The 25,516-nt window shown below is 36.0% G+C and carries 24 protein-coding genes; 8 read left to right on the plus strand and 16 right to left on the minus strand.

What is annotated here, in order from left to right:
• The first annotated feature begins 372 nt into the window (after positions 1–372).
• The 4 genes from VB264_RS11930 to VB264_RS11945 all read left to right on the plus strand — a co-directional run bounded on the left by VB264_RS11930 (position 373) and on the right by VB264_RS11945 (position 4,563).
• On the plus strand, positions 373–2,667 hold the full coding sequence (locus VB264_RS11930; protein WP_323249628.1) for a gliding motility-associated C-terminal domain-containing protein: 2,295 nt from the start codon (positions 373–375) through the stop codon (positions 2,665–2,667).
• Positions 2,668–2,754: 87 nt separating this feature from the next.
• A complete protein-coding gene (nuoB, locus tag VB264_RS11935; RefSeq protein ID WP_323249629.1) occupies positions 2,755–3,309 on the plus strand; it encodes an NADH-quinone oxidoreductase subunit NuoB in 555 nt (184 codons plus the stop codon).
• Positions 3,310–3,314: 5 nt separating this feature from the next.
• Entirely contained in the window at positions 3,315–3,803 is a 489-nt protein-coding gene (locus VB264_RS11940) for an NADH-quinone oxidoreductase subunit C (protein WP_323249631.1), read from the plus strand.
• Positions 3,804–3,819: 16 nt separating this feature from the next.
• The gene (locus tag VB264_RS11945; protein WP_323249633.1) at positions 3,820–4,563 is read left to right on the plus strand and encodes a glycosyltransferase family 2 protein; all 744 of its coding nucleotides are present in this window, start codon (positions 3,820–3,822) and stop codon (positions 4,561–4,563) included.
• Here VB264_RS11945 and VB264_RS11950 read toward each other — a convergent pair.
• The 4 genes from VB264_RS11950 to VB264_RS11965 form a co-directional block, all read right to left on the minus strand.
• Positions 4,535–5,317 carry a polysaccharide deacetylase family protein gene (locus VB264_RS11950; protein WP_323249635.1) on the minus strand — a complete coding sequence of 261 codons (783 nt, stop codon included), beginning with the start codon at positions 5,315–5,317 and terminating at the stop codon, positions 4,535–4,537. The genes VB264_RS11945 and VB264_RS11950 overlap by 29 nt on opposite strands.
• A complete protein-coding gene (locus tag VB264_RS11955) occupies positions 5,292–6,251 on the minus strand; it encodes a glycosyltransferase family 2 protein (protein ID WP_323249637.1) in 960 nt (319 codons plus the stop codon). The genes VB264_RS11950 and VB264_RS11955 overlap by 26 nt, the downstream gene beginning before the upstream one ends.
• Positions 6,233–7,417: a glycosyltransferase family 87 protein gene (locus VB264_RS11960; protein WP_323249639.1), complete on the minus strand. Its 1,185-nt coding sequence runs from the start codon at positions 7,415–7,417 to the stop codon at positions 6,233–6,235. The genes VB264_RS11955 and VB264_RS11960 overlap by 19 nt, the downstream gene beginning before the upstream one ends.
• Before the next feature lie 417 nt (positions 7,418–7,834).
• Positions 7,835–7,996 carry a hypothetical protein gene (locus VB264_RS11965; RefSeq protein ID WP_323249700.1) on the minus strand — a complete coding sequence of 54 codons (162 nt, stop codon included), beginning with the start codon at positions 7,994–7,996 and terminating at the stop codon, positions 7,835–7,837.
• Between VB264_RS11965 and VB264_RS11970 the strand changes: the two genes are divergently transcribed.
• The 3 genes from VB264_RS11970 (at position 7,942) to VB264_RS11980 (ending at position 11,154) form a co-directional block, all read left to right on the plus strand.
• Positions 7,942–9,777: an ABC transporter ATP-binding protein gene (locus tag VB264_RS11970; RefSeq protein WP_323249641.1), complete on the plus strand. Its 1,836-nt coding sequence runs from the start codon at positions 7,942–7,944 to the stop codon at positions 9,775–9,777. The two genes, VB264_RS11965 and VB264_RS11970, sit on opposite strands and share 55 nt — an antisense overlap.
• Positions 9,778–9,834: 57 nt before the next feature.
• Positions 9,835–10,038, plus strand: coding sequence for a cysteine-rich CWC family protein (locus VB264_RS11975; RefSeq protein WP_309915465.1), 204 nt, complete (start codon positions 9,835–9,837; stop codon positions 10,036–10,038).
• A 273-nt stretch (positions 10,039–10,311) separates the two neighbouring features.
• Positions 10,312–11,154: an endonuclease/exonuclease/phosphatase family protein gene (locus VB264_RS11980; protein WP_323249643.1), complete on the plus strand. Its 843-nt coding sequence runs from the start codon at positions 10,312–10,314 to the stop codon at positions 11,152–11,154.
• Between the two features lie 68 nt (positions 11,155–11,222).
• Here VB264_RS11980 and prmC read toward each other — a convergent pair whose 3' ends face one another.
• Positions 11,223–12,083 (minus strand): peptide chain release factor N(5)-glutamine methyltransferase, encoded by an 861-nt coding sequence (gene prmC, locus VB264_RS11985; protein WP_323249645.1) that lies wholly within the window; start codon positions 12,081–12,083, stop codon positions 11,223–11,225.
• Between the two features lie 19 nt (positions 12,084–12,102).
• On the opposite strand from prmC, the gene ribD reads away from it, so the two are divergent.
• Positions 12,103–13,170: a bifunctional diaminohydroxyphosphoribosylaminopyrimidine deaminase/5-amino-6-(5-phosphoribosylamino)uracil reductase RibD gene (gene ribD, locus VB264_RS11990; protein WP_323249647.1), complete on the plus strand. Its 1,068-nt coding sequence runs from the start codon at positions 12,103–12,105 to the stop codon at positions 13,168–13,170.
• On the opposite strand, the gene VB264_RS11995 is transcribed toward ribD, so the two are convergent.
• The 11 genes from VB264_RS11995 to VB264_RS12045 form a co-directional block, all read right to left on the minus strand.
• Entirely contained in the window at positions 13,136–13,507 is a 372-nt protein-coding gene (locus VB264_RS11995) for a DMT family transporter (RefSeq protein ID WP_323249649.1), read from the minus strand. The two genes, ribD and VB264_RS11995, sit on opposite strands and share 35 nt — an antisense overlap.
• Positions 13,508–14,422, minus strand: coding sequence for a sterol desaturase family protein (locus VB264_RS12000; protein WP_323249651.1), 915 nt, complete (start codon positions 14,420–14,422; stop codon positions 13,508–13,510).
• A gap of 253 nt (positions 14,423–14,675) precedes the next feature.
• A complete protein-coding gene (locus VB264_RS12005; RefSeq protein WP_323249653.1) occupies positions 14,676–15,581 on the minus strand; it encodes an N-acetylneuraminate synthase family protein in 906 nt (301 codons plus the stop codon).
• 140 nt (positions 15,582–15,721) lie between these two features.
• The gene (locus VB264_RS12010; protein WP_323249655.1) at positions 15,722–16,213 is read right to left on the minus strand and encodes a KdsC family phosphatase; all 492 of its coding nucleotides are present in this window, start codon (positions 16,211–16,213) and stop codon (positions 15,722–15,724) included.
• Between the two features lie 123 nt (positions 16,214–16,336).
• On the minus strand, positions 16,337–17,176 hold the full coding sequence (locus tag VB264_RS12015; RefSeq protein ID WP_323249658.1) for an SDR family oxidoreductase: 840 nt from the start codon (positions 17,174–17,176) through the stop codon (positions 16,337–16,339).
• A 141-nt stretch (positions 17,177–17,317) separates the two neighbouring features.
• Positions 17,318–18,661 (minus strand): aminotransferase class III-fold pyridoxal phosphate-dependent enzyme, encoded by a 1,344-nt coding sequence (locus VB264_RS12020; protein WP_323249660.1) that lies wholly within the window; start codon positions 18,659–18,661, stop codon positions 17,318–17,320.
• A gap of 111 nt (positions 18,662–18,772) precedes the next feature.
• Positions 18,773–19,687, minus strand: a complete 915-nt coding sequence (locus tag VB264_RS12025) for a transketolase family protein (protein ID WP_323249662.1) — start codon at positions 19,685–19,687, stop codon at positions 18,773–18,775.
• Positions 19,688–19,793: 106 nt separating this feature from the next.
• Entirely contained in the window at positions 19,794–20,651 is an 858-nt protein-coding gene (locus tag VB264_RS12030) for a transketolase (protein ID WP_323249665.1), read from the minus strand.
• A gap of 21 nt (positions 20,652–20,672) precedes the next feature.
• Positions 20,673–21,476, minus strand: coding sequence for a glycosyltransferase family protein (locus VB264_RS12035; RefSeq protein WP_323249667.1), 804 nt, complete (start codon positions 21,474–21,476; stop codon positions 20,673–20,675).
• A 131-nt stretch (positions 21,477–21,607) separates the two neighbouring features.
• Positions 21,608–22,642 carry a hypothetical protein gene (locus tag VB264_RS12040; protein ID WP_323249669.1) on the minus strand — a complete coding sequence of 345 codons (1,035 nt, stop codon included), beginning with the start codon at positions 22,640–22,642 and terminating at the stop codon, positions 21,608–21,610.
• A gap of 183 nt (positions 22,643–22,825) precedes the next feature.
• On the minus strand, positions 22,826–25,387 hold the full coding sequence (locus tag VB264_RS12045) for a DUF5686 and carboxypeptidase-like regulatory domain-containing protein (protein ID WP_323249671.1): 2,562 nt from the start codon (positions 25,385–25,387) through the stop codon (positions 22,826–22,828).
• Positions 25,388–25,516 lie beyond the last annotated feature (129 nt).

The following is a 25,516-nucleotide window of genomic DNA, read 5'->3' on the forward strand; positions in this document are numbered from 1 at the left end:
TAATCGCAACGTTATTAGTAAGTTAGTAGTCTTATATTGAATTGCTGCATGAACACATTTGCCTCTTGTTGTTCAAAAGAAATACAATATTTTAGATAGATGATAAACAATTATGTGAAAATACTGATTTTTATATCAAAATATTAATTTTAAGCCTGCTGAATCTCTAAAGAAAATATACTAATTAATACTTCCCCTCTACGCTTTTTGAATAAAAAGATACTCTCCAATCCAAAAACTATGAAGAAAATTTACGTTGCATTTTTTTGCGTTATCTGCTTTTTAAGTAGCTTCCAGCTCCGAGCCAATCACATTCTAGGGGGTAATTTTAGTCTTGTCCGAGGGAATACCCATGGTTCATTTACTTTGACTATGCACCTCTATTTCGACAATGCCGTTAGATCAGCTACTGCACAAGACAATGGTATAAAAGTAGGTATTTTTCGGAAAAGAGATAATTTTTTAATGAGAACACTTACGTTATTCACTGCTGATTTAGCTGGTCGCCCTTTTGTCTATAGTAATGCGGCTTGTGCTACTAATCAGGGATTGAATATTACAGACATCACTTTTTCTGAAAACATAAACTTAAATCCAGATGAGTATAACGATGCACAAGGTTATTATCTTACCTATGACAGATGCTGTAGAAATGCAGCCAATAATATTAGCAATCCAGCAAATACAGGAATGTTATTCTATCTGGAATTTCCAGCATTAAAGATAAATGGTGTTGATTTTGTAAATTCTTCTCCAGAATTCACGACGCCTAATGGTGAATATATTTGTAAAGGTAAGCCATTTAGGTTTGATAATTCTGCTACAGATGCTGATGGAGATCAATTACGCTACTCTTTCGTAACTCCTTATAGGGGGTTCAGCGTAGGGGGGAATAATATAAATAATCCTATCGGGTCTTCATCCATTCCATTGATTAATTGGAACAGTGGTTATAGTGCCACTAACGCTATCCCAGCTGAAAGTCCTGGTATGAAAATCGACAACCAAGGAATAATGACGCTAACCGCTACCGAACTTGGACTTTTTGTATATTCTGTAATGGTAGAGGAAATTCGGAATGGGGTAGTAATTGGTGTTTCCAGAAGAGATTTCCAACTGAAAGTAATAGATTGTTTTGATGCACCAGCCAAGCCAGACATTTTTAAAGACTTATCACCAATTAAAACTCATACAGTTACTATTGATTTTTGTGATTATGGATTTGTAGAAATTGCTACAGAAATCAATACGAGATATAATTATCAATGGCAAAAAAACAATGTTAATCTTGTTAACGAAAATCGTTATAAAATCAGAATTAATGAACCAGGGAAATATACTGTAATAATTGGTTATAATACTGGTTGTAGCGAATCGACAACTTCTGATGAAACAATTGTTAGTCAAGTTGCTGGGGAACAATTTGTGATTAATCCCGATGAAAAAAAGGCTTGTCTTGATGAAATTCCAATTAAATTAAGTATTCAAAAGCAAAATGGTAGTGCGTTTTCGCCGAGTGATTATAGTTATCAGTGGACTCGTAATGGCTTTGACATTCCCAATAATAATAGCCATATATTAGAGGCTACTTTATCTGGAGACTACTTAGGTCGGATGAAACAAATAGGAGGTGTTTGCGAATATGAACCTTCATCGAAAGTAACAATCTATGCGCTGCCAGATGCTTTGATAACAAATACGATTAGTAAAAAAGTGATTTGTGATACAGATACTATTCCGCTTGTAGCCAATTTAGGATACAACCTGAAATACGATTGGTTTAAAGATGATGTATCAATCAAAAAATCAGCTGATAATACCTTAACTGTATTAAAATCTGGGATTTATAAAGTATTAGTGACAGACGACAACGGATGTAAAAAGATGTCAGATACCCTAAAACTTACAGTAAACCCATTAACACCCATCAAATTTGATACAATTTACCCTTTTTGTGGTACTACAAACCTAAAAGTTAACTTATTGAACTATGTTAGCCCTTATGATGCCACTAAAGCTAAATTTATAGGCAGAGGTGTAAATGGTACTACCTTTGAACCATTAATTTATGGATATGCTCCAATTACCTATCAATACACCAATGGTTTTGGCTGTGTATCTAAACTCAATAGAATAACCTTTGTTGATTTAATTCCGAAAGTGCTATTAGGTAACGACCAGATTATTTTCAAAGGCGATACTATTACCTTAAAAAGTATTACGAGCGGAGGTTTTGATAATAATTTGATTTACGAATGGTCTCCAACCAATGGTTTGAACAATCCGAGTATCGCTAGTCCTATTGCTTCACCAAGTATCACTACCGAATACGTTTTAAAAGTAAAATCATCTACAAGTAGTTGTACTAATAGCGATAATATTTTGGTAAAAGTGAAAGCCAAGATTATTGTGCCGACAGGCTTTACACCCAATCAAGACAATGTAAATGATGTTTGGGAATTAGAAGGTATCGAAGAATATCCAAATGCAGAAGTGAAAATTTATAACCGCTGGGGAAACGAAATTTTTAGTACGCTGAGTTATCGCTCTAATCCATTTAATGGGCGAATAGATAATGTTAGCTTACCAGCAGCGACTTATTATTACGTGATAAAAGCCGATGCAGACATCCGTCCCATCACAGGATATTTAACCATTGTTAGATAATTTTAGGGGTGAGAGCAGTAAAATGCTGGAATGAGATTAAATTTGCAGTCGGGGACAACATTTTTAGCCCTAAAAATCTAAATCATTATGCAAGGATTACTCGATCAACAGTTCAATGAAGGTGGCGTTGTCATTACCAAAGTAGATGACCTTATCAACTGGGCACGTTTAAGCTCGCTTTGGCCTATGGGCTTTGGTTTGGCTTGCTGTGCTATTGAAATGATGCAGACGATGGCTTCTGGCTATGATTTAGACCGCTTTGGAGTTTTTCCGAGACCTTCCCCTCGCCAGTCGGATGTAATGATTGTGGCAGGAACAGTTACTTTCAAAATGGCCGACCGTATTCGTCGTCTTTATGAACAAATGCCTGAACCTCGTTATGTAATTTCGATGGGAAGCTGTTCAAATTGCGGAGGACCCTATTGGGAACACGGCTATCATGTAGTGAAAGGGGTAGATAGAATCATCCCAGTAGATGTATATGTGCCAGGCTGTCCGCCTCGCCCCGAGGCTTTGATTGGTGGTTTTTTGAAACTGCAAGAAAAAATCAGAAGTGAAAGTTTAGTAGCTCCGAAGGCATTATTAGACATGGAAGAGGAAGAAGCCAGAAATCAAAAACCAGGATTTGCCATTAATGCCTAAGCAAGATGAACATAGAAAACTTTAAAGATATTCTGATAGAGAAATTTGGAGAAGCCATCATTCTTCAAGCCGACCACCAATGTATTACTGTGCCTACGGAAAACATTGCGGAAGTGTGTCAATTAATGCTTGAACATCAAGATTGCTACTTTGATATGCTATCTTGCCTGACAGGGTTGGATAATGGTGTTGAAAAGGGAACGATGGAGGTAATCTATAATCTGTATTCTATTCCTTACGAACATAAACTGATGTTGAAGATAGTTTTTGCGAGAAATGAAAAAGGAGAAGCTTTGCCAAAAGTGCCTACTGTTAGTAATATTTGGAAAACAGCTGATTGGCATGAAAGAGAAACCTTTGATTTAATGGGAATTGAATTCACAGGGCATCCAGATTTAAGAAGGATTTTATTACCCGAAGATTGGGATGGACATCCACTTCGAAAAGATTATCAGGCCCAAGAATACTATCATGGTATCCAAGTAAAATATTGATTCATTCTCCTATCACATGAAAATAAGTGTTGTACTGATTACTTTTAATTCTGAAAAAACATTGGCTAAAGTATTGGAAACAGTAGTTTGGGCAGATGAAATCGTGATAGTCGATTCGGGCAGTGGTGATAAAACGCTTAAAATAGCCGAGCGATTTAATGCAAAAGTTATCTACAGAAAGTTTGATAACTATGGTGTTCAGAAGAACTTTGCTACCCTGCAAGCTAGCAACGATTGGATACTTTCACTGGATGATGACGAAGAACTAAGCCCTGCTTTACAACAAGAAATACAAAGTATTTCGCTAGGGGAGACGACTTATCAAGCCTATAAAATTCCTCGTTCTTTAATATTTCTAGGGAAGCTATTGCGTTTTAGCGGAGAATATAAAAGGCTCACGCTAAGACTTTTCAACCGAAATTTTGGTAATTGGAACACCGAACACGTACACGAAAGCGTAGAGATTCAAGGAAAGGTAGGCGTATTGAAAAATCACATCCTACACGATAGCTACCGTGATTTGACAGACTACTTCAATAAATTCAATAAATATACTTCACTAGGAGCAAAAACGCTGGCAGAACGTGGCAAAAAAGCCTCTGTTGCCACCATCGTTACTCGTTTTCCTATTACTTTCTTAAAGATTTACCTGCTGAAAGGCTCTTGTTTAGATGGTTACGCGGGTTTTATGTGGGCTTTACTTGCCGCAATGAATCCCGTGATTAAATATGCTAAACTGAAGGAAGCAAAAAATCTTTAGTGGTTTTAAACTCAAAACCTTCTTTTTGTAAAAAAGCCATCAGCTTATCGAATCGCTCCAACATTTTTTTGCCGTTATTTCTATGTAAGTAGAAGGGATATTTTGCGCCATTGGGTAAGGCTGTATAGTCTGTAAATTCCCAAGGGTGAAAATACAAATGCAAGTAGCCGTCGGCTTCCACTACTTTTTTACATAATGAGAAAAAGTATGACAACGGAAAGTTATGAAAGGCTATCCAAAACAAAGGTACTCGCCAAGCAGGTGAAACCGAAGCAGGGAAATGAATCAGGTTGTTCTGAGTAAAAAATGTACGAGAAATATGACGATAGTCGTATCGCCCTGGCAAATAAGTTGGATTGATAGAGGCATTGTATAAATAGCCAGCATCCAACAAATCTGTATCCGAAACAGGCGCCATCCTAGGCATTCTAAACCCAACAATTTCTTGTTGGGTAATGTTTTCCAGAATAACTTTTGACGTACTTAAATCTTCTTTTTTATGGCTAGAATGATAATGATTATGCGAAGCAATCTCATGCTTTTTGCTTAATTCCTTAATCTGTGCTGTTTTTGCCAAAGCATATACACCTGTACAATAAAAGGTGGCAGTAGCTTGATATTTATCTAATACTGAAACAATGGACTGTAAACCTTGATTAGAAGTGGCGATTTGCTCTTCCATAGGCGGAACACCACCATATTCAAAGGGCATATCAAATTCTTCTACATCAAAACTCAACAAGGCTATTTTCATGAATATTCTGTTCTTGAACAATGTACAAAGGTCTTTCTTTATTTTGGATTAAAATCTTGCCAATATAAATTCCTAAAACCCCTAATACGATTAAATTTAATCCTCCAAAAAATGCAACCGTCATTAATAACGATGCCCAGCCATCAACGGCTTTACCAACCGCAAAGCTATACATTACGTAGGGTAAGTACAAAAATGATAAAAGAGCAAAAAAGAAGCCTATGTAAATGGCAGTGTATAATGGCTTAATACTGAACGATGTAATACCTGCTAATGCTAAGCGCAACATTTTTGAAAAAGTATATTTACTTTCTCCAGCAAAACGCTTGTTGGCTTTGTATTTAATCGTTGCTTGGTCAAAGCCAATCCACTGAATCATCCCTCTTAAAAATACATCTTGTTCTTTGGTATTTTTCAAAGTTTCAGTTACCTGTCTGTCAATCAAGCGGAAATCAGCTTGTCCGGGTTCAAGCTTTAAGTCACTTACTTTATTTAGGACTTTATAAAAATTTTTGCTTGATTGCCTTTTGAACCATGATAAATCTTGGTCTTCTTCACGAAGCGTATTGACCATGTTTACATTTTTAGAAAGCCAAATATCAATCAATTCTGGAATCATCTCTGGTGGATGCTGTAAGTCGCTATCCATCATAATAATGGCATCAGCATTGATGCTATCAATACCCGCCTTTAAGGCTATTTGTTGTCCAAAATTTCTTGAAAAAGAAATATATTTTACAGATTCGTCTTTATGCGCTAGTGTTCTAATGACAGCAAGCGTATCGTCTTTACTACCATCATTGACAAAACAAAACTCAAAATTATAAGGTAATTTATCTATTACTTTTTTTACGGCATGGTAAAAAACTAAGAGGTTTTCACCCTCATTGTATGCCGCAGACAGGATACAAATGTTTATTCTTGACTGATCCATAATGATTTAATTTCTGAGGTTTCACTTAAAAAAAGTTGATAAATACAAGCAAACCAAACCAAGCAACACGGCAAGGCTTTAATTGAGTAAACGATAAACTTCATTCGCAACCAAGCTGGCAGAATATCTGTTGCTGAAAGCGAAGTAAAGGCTACAACTGTAAAAAGTAAAATCCAAACCCATCGTTCCACAGGATGTGCCTGTGGAATAAACCAGATTGCCACACCAGCCACCGCAATAATAAAAGTTGGGGATTCGGATGATGATGAAAAAATGACTACAAAAATGGATAAGGAGGCAAGGTATCTTAATTGAAAGAGTAAGTTTTTATATTGTTTAAATCTTAATAGAGGAAGTACTTGTAAAATAAAACCAGGTACAAGAAAGAACAGATTAGAGAGGTTAGGGAAACCGCCTACTCTTCTGACAAAACCCATCAGCGAAACATCTTGCATACTCGTACCAACACCATTTTCAACGCCTTGATTCTGAATGTTTTTATGCACTAGACTGTCGTACCAATCATAATATGATTGTACTACAAATTCAGGTGAACTGATAGCCATGGGTAAAACAAAAAGGATTATTGCCCACATAATAGCATACCCAATGTATTTTAGCTTGCTATCTGAAAATACCCAGAACGCCAATCCTACAATACCGTATAACTTCACAAAAGCACCAAGCATTACAAAAAGTGTTGCCCATATTACTTGGTCTTTTTTTACATAATACCACGAAAGTATTATCAAAGCGACAACACTCGGATTTACTTGTACATTATGCGATGAAGTATTTAAATCAACCAAGCAAATAGCTAATAAAATCCATTGAAATTCAGGTTTTATAGGTAATAAAGCTAAGGCTTTGTAGAGTACAAAAGCATGAAAACACACCCAAAGTGGAGTAGCAATTACATCGGGTATATAAGTAAAAGGCATAATTATCAAACTAAACAAGGGACCATAATGATTAGAATCAAAATATTCTTTTGGATAGAGTTCGTATAAATTAACCTTTTGTACCAAGTGTGTGAACACACCTTTATATATATCATAGTTGTTTATCGAGTGCAAGCGCCATTTCATGAAACCAGCGATTGCAGGCAGTAAAAACCACAAAATTGGAAGTAGCTTTCTTTTGTCTTTCAGAACAGAAAATGTCATTCTATTGTATATGTTTCCTTTGAGCAATTAGTTTTACCCTATTATGTTCAATAATCGTGCTATTTTTAACAAACTTGAAGTTTGTTAGGATAGAAACGACAAAGTGCTATTATTGACGTTAATTGGTTGAATAAGGTTGGATTGGACATAACAAAAATGACAAGACAAATTCTGAGAAGAATTGCGCTGATACACAGGGAGCAAGAAAACCTTTTGCCAGAAAGAGCAGACAGTGTTGAGCACATATTCTACTTGAGAAATCCTTATTCCAATTACAGAAAAAGGGTTTGATAGTTTTAATGATTTAATCATAAAAGCAATTAGTATATATTCTAAAGAGGTTTCAAAGCCTTAGTGGGAGCTTCTAAACAAAATTAATATTTATCTTTCACAATTTAGTGTTTTTTGCCTAATCATTCAAGTACTATATTGCAGATATTTATCAAAGCAGAAATAGTCAATACATTTTACTAAATTTGTAGCAGTTATTTTTGCTTTTACTTTCAAATCTGAAACAATTTTCATTGAAAACTTACTTTCGTATTCTTCAATATGCTGAGTCTCTAAGGGTCTTTGCATTTCCATATTTTTTATTTTCATTATTGGCGAGCTTGTTCGGCATTTTAAACTTTACCTTACTGATTCCTTTGCTTGATGTATTGTTTGATAAAGTACAAACGGTTGATTTAGAGAAGTTTAGCAAAAAGCCTGAGTTCTCGCTTGAATCAGATTACTTCAAAGAAATCTTTAATTATTACTTCTACCAAATCATTGATTTGTATGGTAGAATGGGGGCATTAAAGTTTGCTTGTATCGCTATCGTCGTATCGGTGGTATGTTCAAATATCTTTCGATATTTTTCTCAAAGAATCCTCAAAACAGTAGAGGCACAAACCATTGCTTCTTTGCGTCAGGCTATTTTTGAGAAAACCCTTAACCTACATTTTGGTTTTTTTAACAATGAACGCAAAGGGAATTTAATGGCTCATTTGACTACGGATGTTCAAGAAGTTGAAAACTCTGTTGGTAGAGCTTTTACGGCAAGTTTCAAAGAGGTTTTTACACTCATTATGTACTTTGTTTTCTTGTTTAATATGTCGGTAAAATTGACATTGTTCTCCTTGTTGATTTTGCCTATCTCAGGGGGGGTAATTGCGACTATCAGTAGAAGATTACGACGTGCTGCTCGTGATGTACAAGAACGCCAAAGTGCTATGATTGGTACACTCGACGAAGTATTTGGAGGAATGAGAATCGTAAAAGGATTTAATGCTGAAAAGGTAGTTGCTGAACGTTTTAAAGCAGAGAATTATGGATATAAAGCTGCTGTATTACGCATGGTGTATCGTCAGGAAATGACTTCCCCAGTTTCCGAGGCTTTGGGAGTAACCGTTATTGCTGGGATTTTACTGTACGGAGGTACTTTAGTCATTAATAATGACGAAAGCCTAAGTGCTTCAACGTTTATTTCTTTTATCATTTTGTTTTCACAAGTAATGCGACCTGCTAAGGTAATTGCAGATGCTTTTAGTGGCATACAAAGGGGAATAGCTTCGGCAGAACGAATTCTGAAATTGATTGATACAGTACCTGCTATCCAAGATGCGAAAGATGCTGTTGATATACCTGAGTTTAAAGAAGAAATAGAATTTAAAAATGTAAGCTTTGAATACCAAACTGGGAGAAAAGTATTGGATAATATTTCGTTCAAAATCCAGAAAGGGAAAACAGTTGCTTTGGTCGGTACGTCAGGCGGAGGGAAATCAACCCTAGCCGACCTAGTACCAAGGTTTTATGATCCTACGGAAGGACAAATTTTGATGGATGGCATAGACCTAAAACATATTCGATTAGCATCTTTAAGTAAACAAATCGGCATTGTAACACAAGAATCTATTTTGTTCAATGATAGCGTAGCCAATAATATTACTTTTGGTTCTGTGGCTAGTCAGGCACAGATAGAGGAAGCCGCTAAAATTGCCAATGCTCATCAGTATATCACACAATTGGCTGATGGCTACGAAACCTTTATTGGCGACCGTGGTGGAAGGCTTTCGGGCGGACAACGTCAGCGATTGAGTATTGCTAGAGCAGTGTTGAAAAACCCGCCGATTTTGATTCTTGATGAAGCTACTTCTGCTCTCGATACAGAGTCAGAAAAATTGGTGCAAGAAGCCTTAACGCATTTGATGAAAAATCGTACTACGCTAGTAATTGCTCACAGACTTAGCACGATTCAACATGCAGATGAAATTTTGGTCATTAATCATGGAAAGATTGTAGAAAGAGGAACCCATAGTGAACTTTTAGAAAACGAAAATGGATTTTATAAGAAGTTAAACAGTATGCAGGAAACGTAGATAGCTATTAGCTATAATTCATAAACCTGTGAGGTTAAGGTTCTTAAATAATTTATCATGGAAAAGCACGCTCAAGAAGGTTGCCCGAGATGTGGGAAAGTTTTTATCTGTAAGGTAAATAATATCTTACAGTGCGACTGCATGAAAATCAACCTGAGCAAAACACAAATAGAACACATTTCAGACATTAGTCAGTGGGAGTTTGATGGAGCGTGCTTGTGCAATGAATGTTTAGAAGAACTAAAAGCGGAAGTGTCGTAGTAATAGGCTTTTGGAAGTCAGATTTCAGCTTTCGGGTGATATTAGGCAAGAACACAAAAAATCTTATGTCTTGCATCTTGTTTCTCCAGTCTAGCGTCTTATGTCTTGAATCTTCCGTCTAGTATCTTAAAGTCCTCAAGTCTAATAATCCTCAAGTCCTTCTTCCAAAAAGTCCCCCTCCCCAAATTCCTTTACACAAATTTCATCTACATCAGGTCAGGTCTAACATCGAAAATGAATAGCTTTGCTGAAAAAATCTCAAACAGTCAGTAAATGAAAAAATCTTTCTATTCTCTGCTATTAATACTTTTAATAAGTACTTCTATGAGCAGTTATTCACAACAAAAATTGAATGTAATGACTTTCAATATCCGCATGGAAACTGTGCAGGATGGCGAAAATCAATGGGCTAAGCGTAAGGAAAATCTTAGTAGTATGCTAGATTTTTATGAAGCAGATATTTGTGGAATGCAAGAGGTATTAGTCGGACAGATTAGAGATTTAACCAAATTGCTTCCTAATTATGCCTATGTAGGCGTTGGGCGTGATGATGCTAAAGAAGGAGGAGAGTTTTCGCCCATCTTTTACAGAAAAGATAAGTTTACAATATTAGAAAGCAATACTTTTTGGCTAAGCCAAACGCCTGATGTACCAAGCAAAAGTTGGGATGCAGCGTTGAATCGTATTGTTACTTATGCCAAATTCCGAGACAATAAAACCAAGAAAGTATTCTATTTCTTCAATACTCATTTTGACCATATTGGTCAGGTAGCACGTCGTGAAAGTGCTAAAATGTTGGTCGCTAAAATCAAAGCAGTTGATGCTAAAATTCCTGTGATTCTAACAGGAGATTTCAACAGCACTCCAACAGAAGAGCCAACCGTTATCATCAATGCAGGATTAATTGATACGGAGAAAGTTACTTTAACACCACACTTCGGCCCAATAAGTACTTTTAATGGATTTCAGGCTAAAGAAATAGAAGGAAAATTGATAGACTATATTTTTCTGAATACTGATAAAATCAAAGTGTTGAAACACGGCACACTAAGTAATACTTGGAATGGTCGTTTCGCATCAGACCATCATGCAGTGTTTGCACAACTTGCATTTTAATTGGCTATCAGCTTTCGGTCTTCGGCTTTCGGCGTTTTAGCTGATAATCGAAGACCGAAAGCTGACAGCTACAAGTGCGCCTTCACCATTCTATCTCTTCCAAAAAAATCTTTCACTACCTCAACACTGCTAAACCCTTCGTCCCAGAATAAAGCTGCTGTTTCTAAACCAAATGATTGGTTAATTTCTACGATACAAAATCCATTTACCGATAAATGTTTTTTTGCAAATTTGGCGATAGCTATATAAAAAATCAGGGGATTGTCGTCTTCTACAAAAAGAGCGAGATGTGGCTCATAAGCCAATACATTTTGCTCCATCTCCTGCTTTTCAAAATCGGTAACATAAGGAGGATTAGAAAGAATAATATCGAACATAGGTAGGGATTCATGCTTAGATTCATCCAAAAAGTTTACCTCTTCAAAATCTACTTTTACCTTATTGGTTACTGCATTTTCCTGCGCAATTTGCAGTGCTTTCGTTGATATATCATAAGCTGTTACAGAGGCGTTATCAATACCCCCTCCCACAGAAATAGCAATACAACCCGTACCTGTGCCAATGTCTAATATTTTCGGATTCGATACAATCAACTTGTTTTTTACTAAATCCTGAAAAGTATTTAATGTTAGTTCAACTAATTCTTCTGTTTCTGGTCTGGGGATTAAAGTAGCAGGACTTACTTTGAATCTTCTTCCATAAAACTCCGTTTCGCCAATAATGTACTGAACAGGTTCATGATTTTTGAGTCTGGTGATAATCTCTTGATAATCAAAAACCTCATTCAGTGGATTATCCAGCAAAATATCTGTTTTAGAAATACCTTGAAAGTGTTCTAATACCAAATAAACGATGCTTTTTGCTTCGTTTTCATCATAAACAGCACTAATTTCGGATACTAATTGTTGAAAAAGGGTTTTTGCAGACATAAAATGATCAATAAAATTTATGCAAAGTTACAAAGAAAATTACGCTAATAAGTCTGAAATGTGGATGGCTCGTGCTTTGCAATTAGCTCGTTTAGGCGCAGGTACTGTTTCGCCCAACCCAATGGTAGGCTGTGTCATTGTACATCATGAAAAAATAATAGGCGAAGGCTGGCATAGAAAATATGGAGAAGCCCATGCAGAAGTAAATGCTGTAAATTCGGTAATAGATAAATCTTTGTTGACAGAAGCTGATGTATATGTCACGCTTGAACCCTGTTCACATTTTGGCAAGACACCTCCCTGTGCAGATTTACTGGTAAAGCATGCCGTCAAACGAGTAATCATTTGTAATGTAGATTCAAACCCACTGGTAGGAGGAAAGGGCATTGCCAAGCTACAAGCTGCGGGAATAGCGGTAGAGACGGGTATTTTAGCAGAACAAGGACGAGCATTGAATAAACGGTTTTTCACTTTTATCGAAAAACAACGTCCTTATATTATCCTGAAATGGGCAGAAACTGCGGATGGGTTTATTGCTAAAGAAAATTTTGAAGCTGTTCAAATATCTAATGCACTTTCCAGAAGGGTTGTTCATAAAATGCGTAGTGAAGAAGATGCCATCATGGTCGGCACTAATACGGCTCGGTATGATAACCCTAGTCTGAATACCCGTTTCTGGACTGGTAAAAGTCCTTTAAGAATCGTAATAGATAAAGACCTCGCCTTGGATAAATCCTTGCATATCTTTGATGGCTCACAGCCTACTATTTGCTATAATTTACTAGTAAATAAAGAAGAAAACAATGTTGTTTTTGTAAAAATAGCGGAAGAAAAAGGCTTTTTATCGACAATTATACAAGATTTAGCACAACGAAAAGTACAATCGTTGATTGTGGAAGGAGGTAGTAAATTATTGCAAAGTTTTATTGATGCCAATCTATGGGACGAAGCAATTGTATTACAAAGTAAGAAAATATTAGAGGGAGGTATTGCTGCTCCAAAAATTAAAGGTGTTGCCAGTGTAAGCGAAAAGCTTGGTAGTGATAATATCCTTACACTTTACCACCAACAACCTTTAAGCCAATAATTCCTACCGTAATTAACAAAAGAAAAAAGACTTCAGCCCAATTTAACTTTGCATGAAAGAAGGCTATTTCGGCTATTTTAATAAAAATCAATGTGGCTGCTGTCCATACCGCCATTGCCGTAGCTGTGGGAACAGTTTTAAGCGCAACGGAGAAAAAATAAACATTGGCTAATCCAAAAACGATATAACCCAAGAATGGCATCAGTGTTAGAATCCCTTCTGTAGCGAAATACTTGTTTAAGGGAAGTGCTTTGATATCTTTAAAACTAAATAATTTTAAAGAGAAAGTCCATGCTGCTTCAAACAAAGCAGCAATAATAAGGTATATCCAAGCCATTTAAGTAAGGTCTGAGGGGTGATGATTATTTGAATCTTTATTTTCTTCTATTTCATGTTGTTCTATTCTACGATAATTCATACTCGAGTTTTCAATCAGAAAATAATGTTCAATATCTTCAATCCAATGTGTGATTTTTTTCAAAATGTTAGGGCGAAGGTTATAATACCATGCAAACCATTTAAAGCGTAATAATTTTTTTTCATCAAAACGTTTAACCGAAAAAGCGTGCTGTAAGAAATAGTCTTTCGGATAGTCATAATATAATCCCCAATTTTCCCGCTCATTGCCCGGCTTGTACCCAGGGAAATACACTGTACCAAAAAGATAGTCCCAGAAGGCAAATTTTGTTGCAAAATTAGCATGAAACACTTCTTGATAATTGGAATGATGCCATAAATGTAATTCTGGTGAATTAAAAATATACTTCCATTTACCCATTTTCACGTCAATATTAGCATGAATAAACATGCCAAACATAGCATCTAATAAGGCTTTAATCGGTAGAACGGCAGGGTCTGCTCCTAACACAATGATGGGTAGAAATTCAATGGTTTGATTAATAATAATTTCTACAGCATGTGAACGCGAACCTTCTAAAAAGTCAACTTCTTTTCCAGAATGGTGTGCTTCATGTGTTCTCCAGAAAAATTTATTGGAGTGTTGAAAGCGATGAAACCAATAGATATAAAAATCGTGTGTAATCAGAAAAAAGAGAACTTGTACTGGAACCGACCAATGTTTAACAAATTGGTATTCAGACCAATCGAAACTTGTATTGATTGGCTGAATAATGTAATCGAAAATAAGAATTTTAAGAAAGAAACTCTGAATGATCGTATACCAAACTAAATCCACCCAAAAGCCTTCTCTGAAAAGCTTTAAACCTTTACGATATGGATATAACCTTTCCATCAGAATAATAAAAATTATCCAACATATTAATATTGAAGTGGTTATTGTTAAGAGATTCATATTGGTTGTATGATAATATTACGCGGAAAAGGAATTTCCATTTAATTACTTTACTTGTCTGAATTTTTATAGAAATTAAGAGGTAGAAACTTTACAAAAGCTTCTACCTCTTGAACAAAATCTACTTCCTCTAATCAATATTAGATAATAAAACCGACATTTACTGATAAGCTTAACATTAATTTAATAAACACTAAGCAGAGTATTCTGCTGAAATATGTTTTCTAAGCTTTTTCATCTGAGAAATCTCAGCTTCATATACTTTTTTAACGCCATCACCTACCGAGATTTCTACGTCACGGATGTCTTTTACTAAACGAGATAAGCCCTGAGGTTCTACAGAAGCAGCATGGTCAGAACCCCACATAGCACGGTCTAGTGTAAAATGACGCTCTACAAAAGTAGCACCTAAAGCCACAGCCGCTACAGTAGTAGCCAAGCCTGTTTCATGGCCAGAATAACCAATAGGTGTATCTGGGAACATTTCACCCAACGTTTTAATCATGCTTAAATTCAATTCTTCTGGTTTACATGGATAAGCCGAAGTAGAATGAGCAATCATCAATGGATAGTTTTCATCAAAGTTTTTAATGAAAGCAACTGTCTCAACAATCTCTTTTACGGTTGACATACCCGTTGAAATCATTAATGGGCGACCAGTATGAAGAATTTTTTCGATTAATTCTAAGTCAGTTAGAGAAGCCGAAGCTAATTTGTATAACACTGGGCTAAAGTGCTCTAAGAAATCAACCGACTCAACATCCCAAGGTGATGCAAACCAGTCGATACCTCTTTGTTTAGCGTGCTGGTCAATGGCTGAATATTCTAAATTGCCAAATTCAGTTTTACGTTTGTAGTCGATGTACGACATTTTTCCCCAAGGAGTATCACGCTGAATTTCCCATTGGTCAAGTGGAACACATAATTCAGGTGTTCTTTTTTGAAATTTTACAGCGTCTGCTTTTGCAATTGCCCCTTCGTCAATCAGTTGTTTCGCAACGTCTAAAGAGCCATTGTGATTGATTCCGATTTCGGCAATAATGTAGCATGGCTGACCCTTACCGATAACTTTTCCTGATGATAATGTAACGTTTTTCATTTGTAATGGACGTAAAAACCCCCTGACCCCCGAGGAGGGTTTGTTAGAAAAGTATTGATGTCTTTGGGGATAAGAGATTGTATAAATTATTAGATTTATACAATCTCTGGAAGACATTATTGTTTAATTTTTAAAATCAATTAAGATTGTGCCGCAATAATCAATTCTGCAAACTCTCTGAAACAGCCTTCGCCACCTTTGTTTTCACAGATATAATCGGCTACTTCTTTGGTAAAGCTAATGGCATCATTGGGGCAAGCAGTTAGTCCCACATTTTGCATAATTTCAATATCGTTTACATCGTCACCGATGTAGGCAATGTTGTTTTTGGTAAGATTACGGCTAACCATTATCTGTGTTAGAATAGCCAATTTGTCTTTGATACCTAGGTGCAATTCTGTGATTTTTAGCTTTTCAGCTCTTTTCACCACTGAAGGAGAAACCTCGCCTGTGATAATAGCAGTTTCTACATTGACTGATTTACGAAGTCTTTCTACACCCATTCCATCACGGATATTGAATTTTTTTAATACCTCGCCATTCTCGCCATAATAAACGCCTGCGTCTGTCAGCACACCATCACAATCAGTAATGAGCAATTTTATATGCTTTGCTTTTTCGTGTATATTCATGTTTTATTGAGTGATCTAGTGAATGGTGATTGAGTGATTTTTTAATAATTATTAATTAACTATGTGTTGATTCAACAATTCACAACTAAAAAATCACTAAATCACTCATTCACTCAATCATAATTATATAGCCGTCCAACCACCATCTACTACCAAGTTTGCGCCTGTCATGTATGCAGAGGCATCAGAAGCTAGGTAAATTAAAGCTCCTTGATAGTCGTTTGCAGTAGCCATTCGACCTAATAAAGTTTTGGCTGAATAATTCTTTACAAAATATTCGTCTTGTGCATTTCCTACGCCACCGGGCGAAAGCGTATTTACTCTTACGCCTTTGTTTCCCCAATAAGCCGCTAAATATCTTGTAAAATTGATAATAGCTCCCTTAGTAGTAGGATACGACGGCGATTTGAAAAATAATTGCTCGCCTGCTTCGTTGCGGTAAATGCTTTGATCTGGTCCAACAATTCCGTAAGTAGAAGCGATGTTGATAATACTTCCACTACCTTGTTCAGCCATGACCGAACCAAATATTTGTGAGCATAAAAACACGCCTAAAACATTTACTTCTAACGATTTGCGGAAAGATGCTATCGGGTATTTTTCAAAAGCCGAAAGTTCTGCTGCTAGTTCTGGATTTTCAAACATATCATTGATAGCAGCATTGTTTACCAAAACATCTATCGAACCAAAACGAGCGATGATTGCTTGTTTAGCATTTTCTAAAGAGGCTTCGTCAGTAACATCTATACTTACGCCTATCGCTTTGTCGCCTAAGCTTTCCGCAAATTTTTGTGGGTTAGCTTGTGCGATGTCAGCCACTACTACATTGGCTCCAGCCGCTACTAACGCTTCGCAATGCTTTTTACCGATAAGTCCAGTGCCACCCGTTACGATAGCCGTTTTCCCTTCCAAAGAAAATAATTGAGAGAGGTTCAAATCAGGACTTGTGATTGTATTTTCCATAAATAATTTAACGTATCTAAAATCAAGCAGATTATTTATAACTAGCTTATGTAAAATAAAAATGTGAATGTGTTAAGATATTGTTTATCTATATCTTAAATTATTAGCTCATCACTCACAACTCATTGCTCACAGCTTTACTTAGGCTTTAGCCAAAGCAGGCTTAATATTATAATTGCTAGTTTTTCTGAAAACTGCCTCTAATACTTCACCTTTCAAATATGATTTTACATCATTACTTTCGATAGCTTCTTTCAAAATAGGCATTACCTCGCGATAGGCCGAAAGTGTATAGTTGATGTCTTCATCTGAATGGCTAAAACACATATTATGAAAACCAGCCCATAAAATACCACGCTTAATCATTTCTTGTTGTACCAAGGCTTTTACTTCTAAGCCATTACCAGCTTCGGGTGCAAACGTCACCATCGAACGGCAGTTATAACCAATACACTTAGTAAGGTTTTCTAAGCCAAATTCTTTTGCGATTTCGTTATAACCATCTTTGATAATTTGCCCTTTAGCATCTAAATAAGCAGGTACATTTTTATCCCTGATTTCTTTGATAGTAGCAATACTTGCTGCTAAAGAAAGGGCTTCACCACCAAAAGTTGTATAGCTGAATACATCACTATTGAACAATTCCATTACATCAGCACGACCCGTCAATAATGCAATTGGCATCCCGTTAGCACAAGCTTTTGAATAGACAGCTAAATCAGGTACAACATTGAAGTATTCTTGAGCACCACCCAATGCAATACGAAAGCCCGTCCACATTTCATCAAAAATGAGTAATGTTCCATTTTCACGACAAAGAGTTGCCAATTCCTGTAAGAAATTGTTTTGTGGGGCTTCGAAAATGAAAGGTTCAAGGATAATAGCAGCTACGTCTTCATCCAACGCCTCACGGATTGCTTGAATATTGTTGTATTCAAACGTATAGGTCATGTTTTGAATAGCCTCTGGAATACCCGCATTACGGCTTGTAATACCGATATACCAATCGTGCCAGCCATGATAACCACAACAGAAAATCTTTTCACGACCAGTGAAAGCACGTGCAACACGGATAGCTGCTGAACAAACATCTGCACCAGTTTTTGAAATCTTTACAGCCTCTGCATTAGGAATTACTTCTTGAATCAATTCAGAAAGTTCTACTTCTAAAGGGTGCATCAATGAAAACGTTATTCCATCTTCTAACTGTTGCTTAATGGCTTCATCTACTACAGGATAAGCATAACCTAATGAAAGCGGGCCAATCGCAGCATTAAAGTCGATGTATTCGTTGCCATCAACATCCCAAACGTGCGAACCTTTTCCTTTTTTCAAATACTTAGGAGCTACGCCCTTCGTAAACTGACCTGGTCCCTTGGCAAGAGTTTGCGTAATTGGTTTTTGTACTTTTAAAGCTCTATTATACAAACTATCAGACTCGGTGATAGTTGGATAATTATCGTTAGATTTTATTGAATTTGGCATTTTTTTGGAATTTAGGATCGTTGGACTTTAAGACTTTAGGATGAAAGAATCAAGAGATGATTAAGGTTGAGGAAGCAAGATTCAGAAGAATTTGATTCCTCAACTCAAGGCTCATTGCTCAAGGCTTACAGCTTCCTCATGAGCCAATATTTTTTCAGCCATTTGTTTTCCCGTGAATCCTTCATATGCTAGTACTTCGTTCAAACGTGCTGGTTTAAACCATTTTTCTACTAAAGCAATTGGTAATACATCGGCCGTGATTCTATTTTTCAATAGCGTTTCGGCAACAATGGTGTATAATCCACCTGTTAAGAAGTGGTCTTCGATAGTTACCACTAAATCCGATTGTAGCGCAGCTTTTACAATGGCTTGTTCGTCTACAGGTTTAAGGCTTCTCATGTTTATCAAACCTACAGATTTTCCCTCTTGACGCAAAATCTCTGCTGTAATCATAGCTTGTTCAAACATAAAACCGTAAACCAAGATAGTTACATCTGTTCCTTCTGCAATGATTTCAGCCTTCCCAATTTCAAAATTGGTTTCATGTTGATACTGAGCAGGTCTTGTACAAATACGTACATAAGATGGGTTAGGGCTATTCCAGATTTGAGGCAACATCGTTACTAAATCATTTTCATCAGCAGGAGCAAAAACCTGCATATTCGGAATACCACGCATGATATTAATATCTTCAATGGCTTGGTGCGTAGGACCGTTTCCGTCTGATAAAAAGCCTGGGATAAAACTGCTTAATTTCACAGGCAAATTAGCAATACCTGCATCAGTGCGGATAAACTCAAAAGCACGCATCGACAAAAAAGCCGACAAAGCATGTACCACAGGAATGCGTCCGCGAAGTGCTAAGCCAGCCGCCGCACCAATCATCGTTTGTTCTGTGATACCTGTATCTATAAATCTTTTACCCAAAACAGCTGGTAGATTTTTGACTAATGCACGGTTTTCGGCAGTCATTACTACAAAACGTTCGTCGTTAAGGGCTGTATTTTTTAATAATTCTTCGTACATAATTTTATATATTTATGAGTTTCGAGCGGTGAGCTTTGAGCCTTGAGGATTCTTTTAATATTATCTCTGAAAATCTCAAAGCTGATAGCTCACAGCTGAAAGCTACCTATCTAACTACTAATACTTCAGATTCGATATTAGCTGAATGAACACCATGTAATTCTTCCATCAATTGTGATACCTCATTGGCTGAGAAATTACAGAACCAACGGTCAGCACGAGCTTCTATACTTGGTAATCCTTTTCCACGGACTGTATCAGCAATCACTACATGAAGTTTGCCTTTGCGTTCGTCTAAACTTGAAAAAGCTTCTTCTAAATCCAGAAAATTATGTCCATCTATTCTTACCACATCCGCGCCAAAAGCTTTGAATTTATCAGCCAAAGGCTCTAACGGAATCAAATCTTCTGTAGCAACATTTGCTTGGAACTGGTTACGATCAATCACAAAAACTAGGTTGTCTAATTTGTACGCATTGGCTACTAAAACAGCTTCCCAACAAGACCCTTCGTTTAATTCACCATCGCCCAAAATACAGACGATTCGGTTGTCAGTTCCCCTCATTTTACAATCTAAGGCTACACCAAGCGAAACGGCCGGTAGGTGTCCTAATGAACCTGAATGAAATTCGATACCCGGAATTTTAGTATTAGGGTGCCAGTAAATATTATCTGAAGTAGAAAGATGATTTTGAAGACGCTCGGCTTCTAAAATACCCATTTCAACCAGTGTTCCATACAAAGCAGGAACATCATGACCTTTTGAAAGAAACAAATAGTCACGATTCGGGTCGTCAAGATTTTCTTTGGTGATATTTAAAAAATTGTTGTAGAGGTAAACCATCAAATCGGTAGCCGAAAGGGAAGCTCCTACAAAACAACCGCCATCCGTTGACATTCCGATGATGTGCTCACGGACACGTAATGCGATACTTTTTAATGTTTCTAATTTTTCTTCAGTCATTGTATTTATTTGGAATTTATGCTAAATACTAATTTTGGTTTGCTCAGGCGTGATGGTTTTCAATTCATCTAAATGATTTCTGTACCAGTTTACACCAGCAAAACGTTCGTTTATAGTATATATTTCAGGTTTTTGTTGGAGCAGCCCAAGAATATCATCCAATGAAAACGCAGGATTTTGTGGATATAATTCTTCAAAAACACGCTTGATGAATAGATAGTCTTCGTGGTAGTCTATGGTAAAACGATGAGACATAGAATAGTCTAATCCTGTTTCCCAAGTAACATTTGCTAACCGAAATTTATCTGGATTTTCCCAAAAGTAGGGGGTAGTATGTTCTAATTCTAACGGGCGACTGGCTTCATTCCAAGCTTTGCTCAACGCTTCAAACGTCATAATCTCTACATCGTTGCCATCTGGATAAGTAGCAGGGTGAAGGTTACTTACAAAATCATATTTTCCTTCATTTTCAACGTAAAAATCCAATACTTTATCCACAATCCTTGGGTCGATAAGTGGGCAATCAGAAGGAATTTTCAGCACAATTTTGGCATTAGTCAATACGCCAACCTGATAATGTCTGTCTAATAAATTATTCAGGCTCCCACGGTAACAGATGATGTTTTTTTCTTGACAAAATTGCTCAATCACATCATCTTGTTGGTCTTCAGAGGTAGCAATTACAATAGTAGCCTGATGTTTAATTTGTTGTAAACGTTCTATCATTCTATATAGCAGACTTTCGCCCAAAATGGGTAATAATACCTTTTTGGGTAATCTACTAGACGACATGCGCGCTTGAACAACAATCGTAATTTCTGACATTATTTTAATATATTATTTTGAAACAAAATGTCTGTAAGAAACGGGTAAAAACTAAACCACATCTGCAAAAGAGTAATTTTAAATGTGTTAATCACTCATTCATTCAATCACTCAATTACTTATAATACAGTCTATTCATATACCAATTCGCTAACAGCTTTATAGTCGTACGACTTAACGAAATCTTCTTTCTTTCCTTTAAATGCTAAAAAGTCTCTGCAAACCTGAGCGATATTTTTAGCCGAAGTACCTTTGTTTTGAATAGGCATTTGTCTGATAAGTTCTTCTTTATCAAAGAACGAATGTACTTTTTTGCCAAGTGCCATTCCTACATATACTGCTGATGAATATTGCGTGATAAATTCATCACAGTTCGCAATCATTGGATTGATATTACCAGTAGTATAAATTTTAGTTCCCTCAGGCGTATTCTCTTTGATTTCGTTAGTAGCTCTTTCAACAATTTCATTAGGATGAAGCTTGAATATCATTTGTCTTCCTGCTGCCTTTGCCACACAGTCTTTGATAAAACCGACTCTGTCTTCAGGTCTGAAGCATTCCCGTCCATCAGAAGTAGCCACTAAAACATAATTGTGTAAAGGGAAATCATTTATATGATACTGTTCACAATTATCAAAATTTGGAATACCTGTTACTAAAATCTTGTTGTTGTTTGTGCCAATTTTTGAGAAACGTTCTTTATAGCCTTCGGAAGCTGCACAATAAACATCACAGATATTTGAAGATCCATTTAATGATGTCCCAACAGCTAGATAAGGAGGTAATTTTAATGTTTTTATAAGCTTACTTATTCCAGTATATTCGTCAATCATACCTTCTTGTACCCACAAGGTTTTATTTTGGAGCATTCTATCAGGAATAATCATATCTGAACAATAAACCACTAAATCATATTGATTCTTTCTAGCTTTATAGTCCAATTGGAGATGATGTTCATAACAGTATTTTTCAGAATTTTCTTTGAACTGCCCAGCCAATACAGTTTTATTCAGAAACTCAGTTTTGTCAATAACCCATTGGATAAAGGGTGAATCTGTAAAAATTTGGCTATACCAGCAATCAAATTCAGGAAGTTGATCCGCAATTTGATGCATTTGAGTAGTTTGATTAATTGAACCAGTTATGAATAAAATCTTCTTTTTCATAGACTATCTTTTGATTTATTTAAAGCAAAATTATCAAGCAAGTATTAATTCAATATTATCTCGAAATTAAGTGTTTGTGAGTTTGAACTATATCTGGATGAAATTGATATTAAAGTATTTTAAAAAGGTGTTTTAATATTAATGTTAAGCCTTTTTAGGTATGATATTTTGGTTTACATCAGATTAAAAATCAAACCTCATTCTAAACCTAATTGCTGTTCCCGTACTGACATTTGGATTTTCTAAATAACTTAAACGCTTTACAAAATCTAGTCGAAGTACTTTGAAGATATTCTCAATACCAAAACTCATTTCCATATAGGGTTTATTTTCGAGCGAAAAAGTGGTAGGTTTACCATTTTCATCGACAGGTAATAACATTAATCCATTTTGTGCTGTTGGACGATTTTTATCACTTAACCTCCCCATCAACCCTTTAAAGGTAATCACTTCTCTTAACTTTAATTTTTTTATCAAAGGTAATTTGTTGAAAATAAATCCATTAAAATGGTGATCAACAAAAAGAGCAGCATATTCGTCACTAACAAATTCTAAAAAATTCATCAGGTTGTAGGCCTCTGGTTGATAAGCATAACTTTGGTTAGCTCTATGAATTGTTAATAATGGATAAGGCAATGTATTAAACGTTTTGCCACCTTCTAACGTAAAATCGGTGTAGCCAATAGGAGGTAAATACATTCGTTTATGGGCATAGCCTACTAAACGGTGGAAATTGTATTGCCCATCTAATAAACCTTTTACGCCTAATGTATATCGTATTTGAAAGGTAGGATATTTGTTAATAATCGGGATACGATAATTTTTGCCTTGATAAAATTGTTCGTTAGGTGCATATTTTAGCCCAATCATCAACTCGCTACTAATCACTTCTGGTGTAGGCGTAATATTACCATCTTTGATAGTATTAAAAGTAAGTGCACCAGTAGGCGTTTGTCTGATATTTTTGAAATTGACGTTCACCGTTAACCCTGACCTCGATTCATTTAAATAATCCAGATTGATTACTTTATTATAGGTCATTTTATTATTCTGACCTCTTTTAAAGGAAAGCAAGAAATTATCTTCCTGAACAAACTGTAATTCCTGACCGGGAATTTTTATTTCATCTTGATAAGAAATCCTAAGGTGTTTGATAGGATAGGTATAGGTATTATGGTCTGTCAAGGAGAAAGTGGCAGAAGCAAAATACTTATAACGTTCGTCTCTGAAACCATAGGCAGCATAGCCCTCAAAAGCCATTTTGTCACTAAAAGTAGGTGTTGTTCGCCCGCCTACTCGTAGTCTAAATCCTTCTATCGTATTAAAACTGTAAAATGTATTTACTGGACCAATTTCAAAGCCTCCCATTGGCTTATAACCTTCCAGTAAAAAAGTGGCGGTATTCATGAAACGCTGAAAAGCAGGCACTTTTTTTACACTATCAACCATTGTGTAAATCCCCAATTCTTTTGATGACAGTTCCTGATGTCGGTTTTGTTGCCAAAAGCTATCATCTCTATTGGCGGCATCTTTTAAGATGTCTGTTTTTAGACCTGAAAACTTTTCATCACTGATGGGTTTATTGATAACGTACCTATTATACGACACGCTCCTTTGCCCAAAAAGCCCCATACCATTTTCCTTTTTCAATAGGTTGAACTCAATCGCCAAATCGTCTTTAGTCAGCATCAAGCCTTCGTTTTCAATAAAATCATACTCTTGAGCCACTCTTAAATCTGTCACAAAATTCACGTTAATGTCTTTAGAAAAGCCCATTTGTACCTTTCTAATCGCATAACTAGAGTCCAGTGCTATCAGCATTGTTCCTTGAAAAAGTTGGTCATTAGAATTTCTTGGAGAGAAACCTAAATTGACACACTTGGTTCCTTTAAAGTTGGTGGTGTCAATAATTACATAACGATAAAACTGAGGCGCAACAGGAGCAGTGGGTCCTAAAAACTGTGTGGCTAATAGTAGAATATTGTTATCATACACATTTATGTCTTGGTACAAGGCCTCCAGATATAGTTTTATACCATTGTTATCTACATAGTTCCCCAAGCCCGTCATTTTCTCACCGCTAATTACTTCCTTTTTATTCTCTGGTGATTTTTTGTAGTAAACGTCTGATATAGTTTCTTTTAGGTACATTGGTAAATTTACTTTACCAGTGATTTGTGAAGTGTCGAGGTGATTAAATACAAAGTCGAATTTTTTCAAAGAGCGTTTATTCCTGAATTTTTCAGAAATATTACTAAGGTCAAATTCTAATTTTTCATATTTATTATATTGATAAAAATCTAAGGCTTCTTTCCTGTTTTGGTCTTTGTGTTCTATAACCTTGCGAATCAATACCACAGCAGGATTGTCTTTGTTGCGGTATTTATCTTTTTTGCCTTTTACGGTTACTTCTTGTAAATCCGTATTTTGGGTTTTAAGCTTGAAAGTTACAGTTACAATTTTGCCACCATCTATTTCTCTGACCTCAGGGGTATAACCTACGAAGGCTACTCGAAGAGTAGGTTTTAACACAGGAGTTTCTAGGTAGAAACTCCCATTCATATCTGTCTGAGTACCCTGTTTAGTTCCCATAATACTTACATTTACAAATGGCAACGTTTCTCCAGTTTTAGCATCACTTACTTTTCCTTTAATACGGGTAAGTTGTTGTGCATATATAATTGGTGTAATAGCTACAAAAAGTAGAAGTAAACAGGCTTTGAGTATTTTGTAATAATCACTCATTTTATAAAATTAATTTAAATAAAGCAGTTGAATTATATAGGAATGACCATCAGAAATAGCCACATCTAATAAGGATTAACTTAAGAATATTTTTGAAAAAAAGAAATCAACATTTTTTAATAAACCAAC

Origin of the sequence: Arcicella aquatica, from assembly GCF_034928825.1 — a bacterium.
GTDB lineage: Bacteria > Bacteroidota > Bacteroidia > Cytophagales > Spirosomataceae > Arcicella > Arcicella aquatica.

Bases quoted from the DNA above. Each gene is read 5' to 3' on its own strand.
- VB264_RS11930 (WP_323249628.1), top strand. From the start codon at position 373: ATGCACCTCTATTTCGACAATGCCGTTAGATCAGCTACTGCACAAGAC.
- nuoB (WP_323249629.1), top strand. From the start codon at position 2,755: ATGCAAGGATTACTCGATCAACAGTTCAATGAAGGTGGCGTTGTCATT.
- VB264_RS11940 (WP_323249631.1), top strand. From the start codon at position 3,315: ATGAACATAGAAAACTTTAAAGATATTCTGATAGAGAAATTTGGAGAA.
- VB264_RS11945 (WP_323249633.1), top strand. From the start codon at position 3,820: ATGAAAATAAGTGTTGTACTGATTACTTTTAATTCTGAAAAAACATTG.
- VB264_RS11950 (WP_323249635.1), bottom strand. From the start codon at position 5,317: ATGAAAATAGCCTTGTTGAGTTTTGATGTAGAAGAATTTGATATGCCC.
- VB264_RS11955 (WP_323249637.1), bottom strand. From the start codon at position 6,251: ATGGATCAGTCAAGAATAAACATTTGTATCCTGTCTGCGGCATACAAT.
- VB264_RS11960 (WP_323249639.1), bottom strand. From the start codon at position 7,417: ATGACATTTTCTGTTCTGAAAGACAAAAGAAAGCTACTTCCAATTTTG.
- VB264_RS11965 (WP_323249700.1), bottom strand. From the start codon at position 7,996: ATGCAAAGACCCTTAGAGACTCAGCATATTGAAGAATACGAAAGTAAG.
- VB264_RS11975 (WP_309915465.1), top strand. From the start codon at position 9,835: ATGGAAAAGCACGCTCAAGAAGGTTGCCCGAGATGTGGGAAAGTTTTT.
- VB264_RS11980 (WP_323249643.1), top strand. From the start codon at position 10,312: ATGAAAAAATCTTTCTATTCTCTGCTATTAATACTTTTAATAAGTACT.
- prmC (WP_323249645.1), bottom strand. From the start codon at position 12,083: ATGTCTGCAAAAACCCTTTTTCAACAATTAGTATCCGAAATTAGTGCT.
- ribD (WP_323249647.1), top strand. From the start codon at position 12,103: ATGCAAAGTTACAAAGAAAATTACGCTAATAAGTCTGAAATGTGGATG.
- VB264_RS11995 (WP_323249649.1), bottom strand. From the start codon at position 13,507: ATGGCTTGGATATACCTTATTATTGCTGCTTTGTTTGAAGCAGCATGG.
- VB264_RS12000 (WP_323249651.1), bottom strand. From the start codon at position 14,422: ATGGAAAGGTTATATCCATATCGTAAAGGTTTAAAGCTTTTCAGAGAA.
- VB264_RS12005 (WP_323249653.1), bottom strand. From the start codon at position 15,581: ATGAAAAACGTTACATTATCATCAGGAAAAGTTATCGGTAAGGGTCAG.
- VB264_RS12010 (WP_323249655.1), bottom strand. From the start codon at position 16,213: ATGAATATACACGAAAAAGCAAAGCATATAAAATTGCTCATTACTGAT.
- VB264_RS12015 (WP_323249658.1), bottom strand. From the start codon at position 17,176: ATGGAAAATACAATCACAAGTCCTGATTTGAACCTCTCTCAATTATTT.
- VB264_RS12020 (WP_323249660.1), bottom strand. From the start codon at position 18,661: ATGCCAAATTCAATAAAATCTAACGATAATTATCCAACTATCACCGAG.
- VB264_RS12025 (WP_323249662.1), bottom strand. From the start codon at position 19,687: ATGTACGAAGAATTATTAAAAAATACAGCCCTTAACGACGAACGTTTT.
- VB264_RS12030 (WP_323249665.1), bottom strand. From the start codon at position 20,651: ATGACTGAAGAAAAATTAGAAACATTAAAAAGTATCGCATTACGTGTC.
- VB264_RS12035 (WP_323249667.1), bottom strand. From the start codon at position 21,476: ATGTCAGAAATTACGATTGTTGTTCAAGCGCGCATGTCGTCTAGTAGA.
- VB264_RS12040 (WP_323249669.1), bottom strand. From the start codon at position 22,642: ATGAAAAAGAAGATTTTATTCATAACTGGTTCAATTAATCAAACTACT.
- VB264_RS12045 (WP_323249671.1), bottom strand. From the start codon at position 25,387: ATGAGTGATTATTACAAAATACTCAAAGCCTGTTTACTTCTACTTTTT.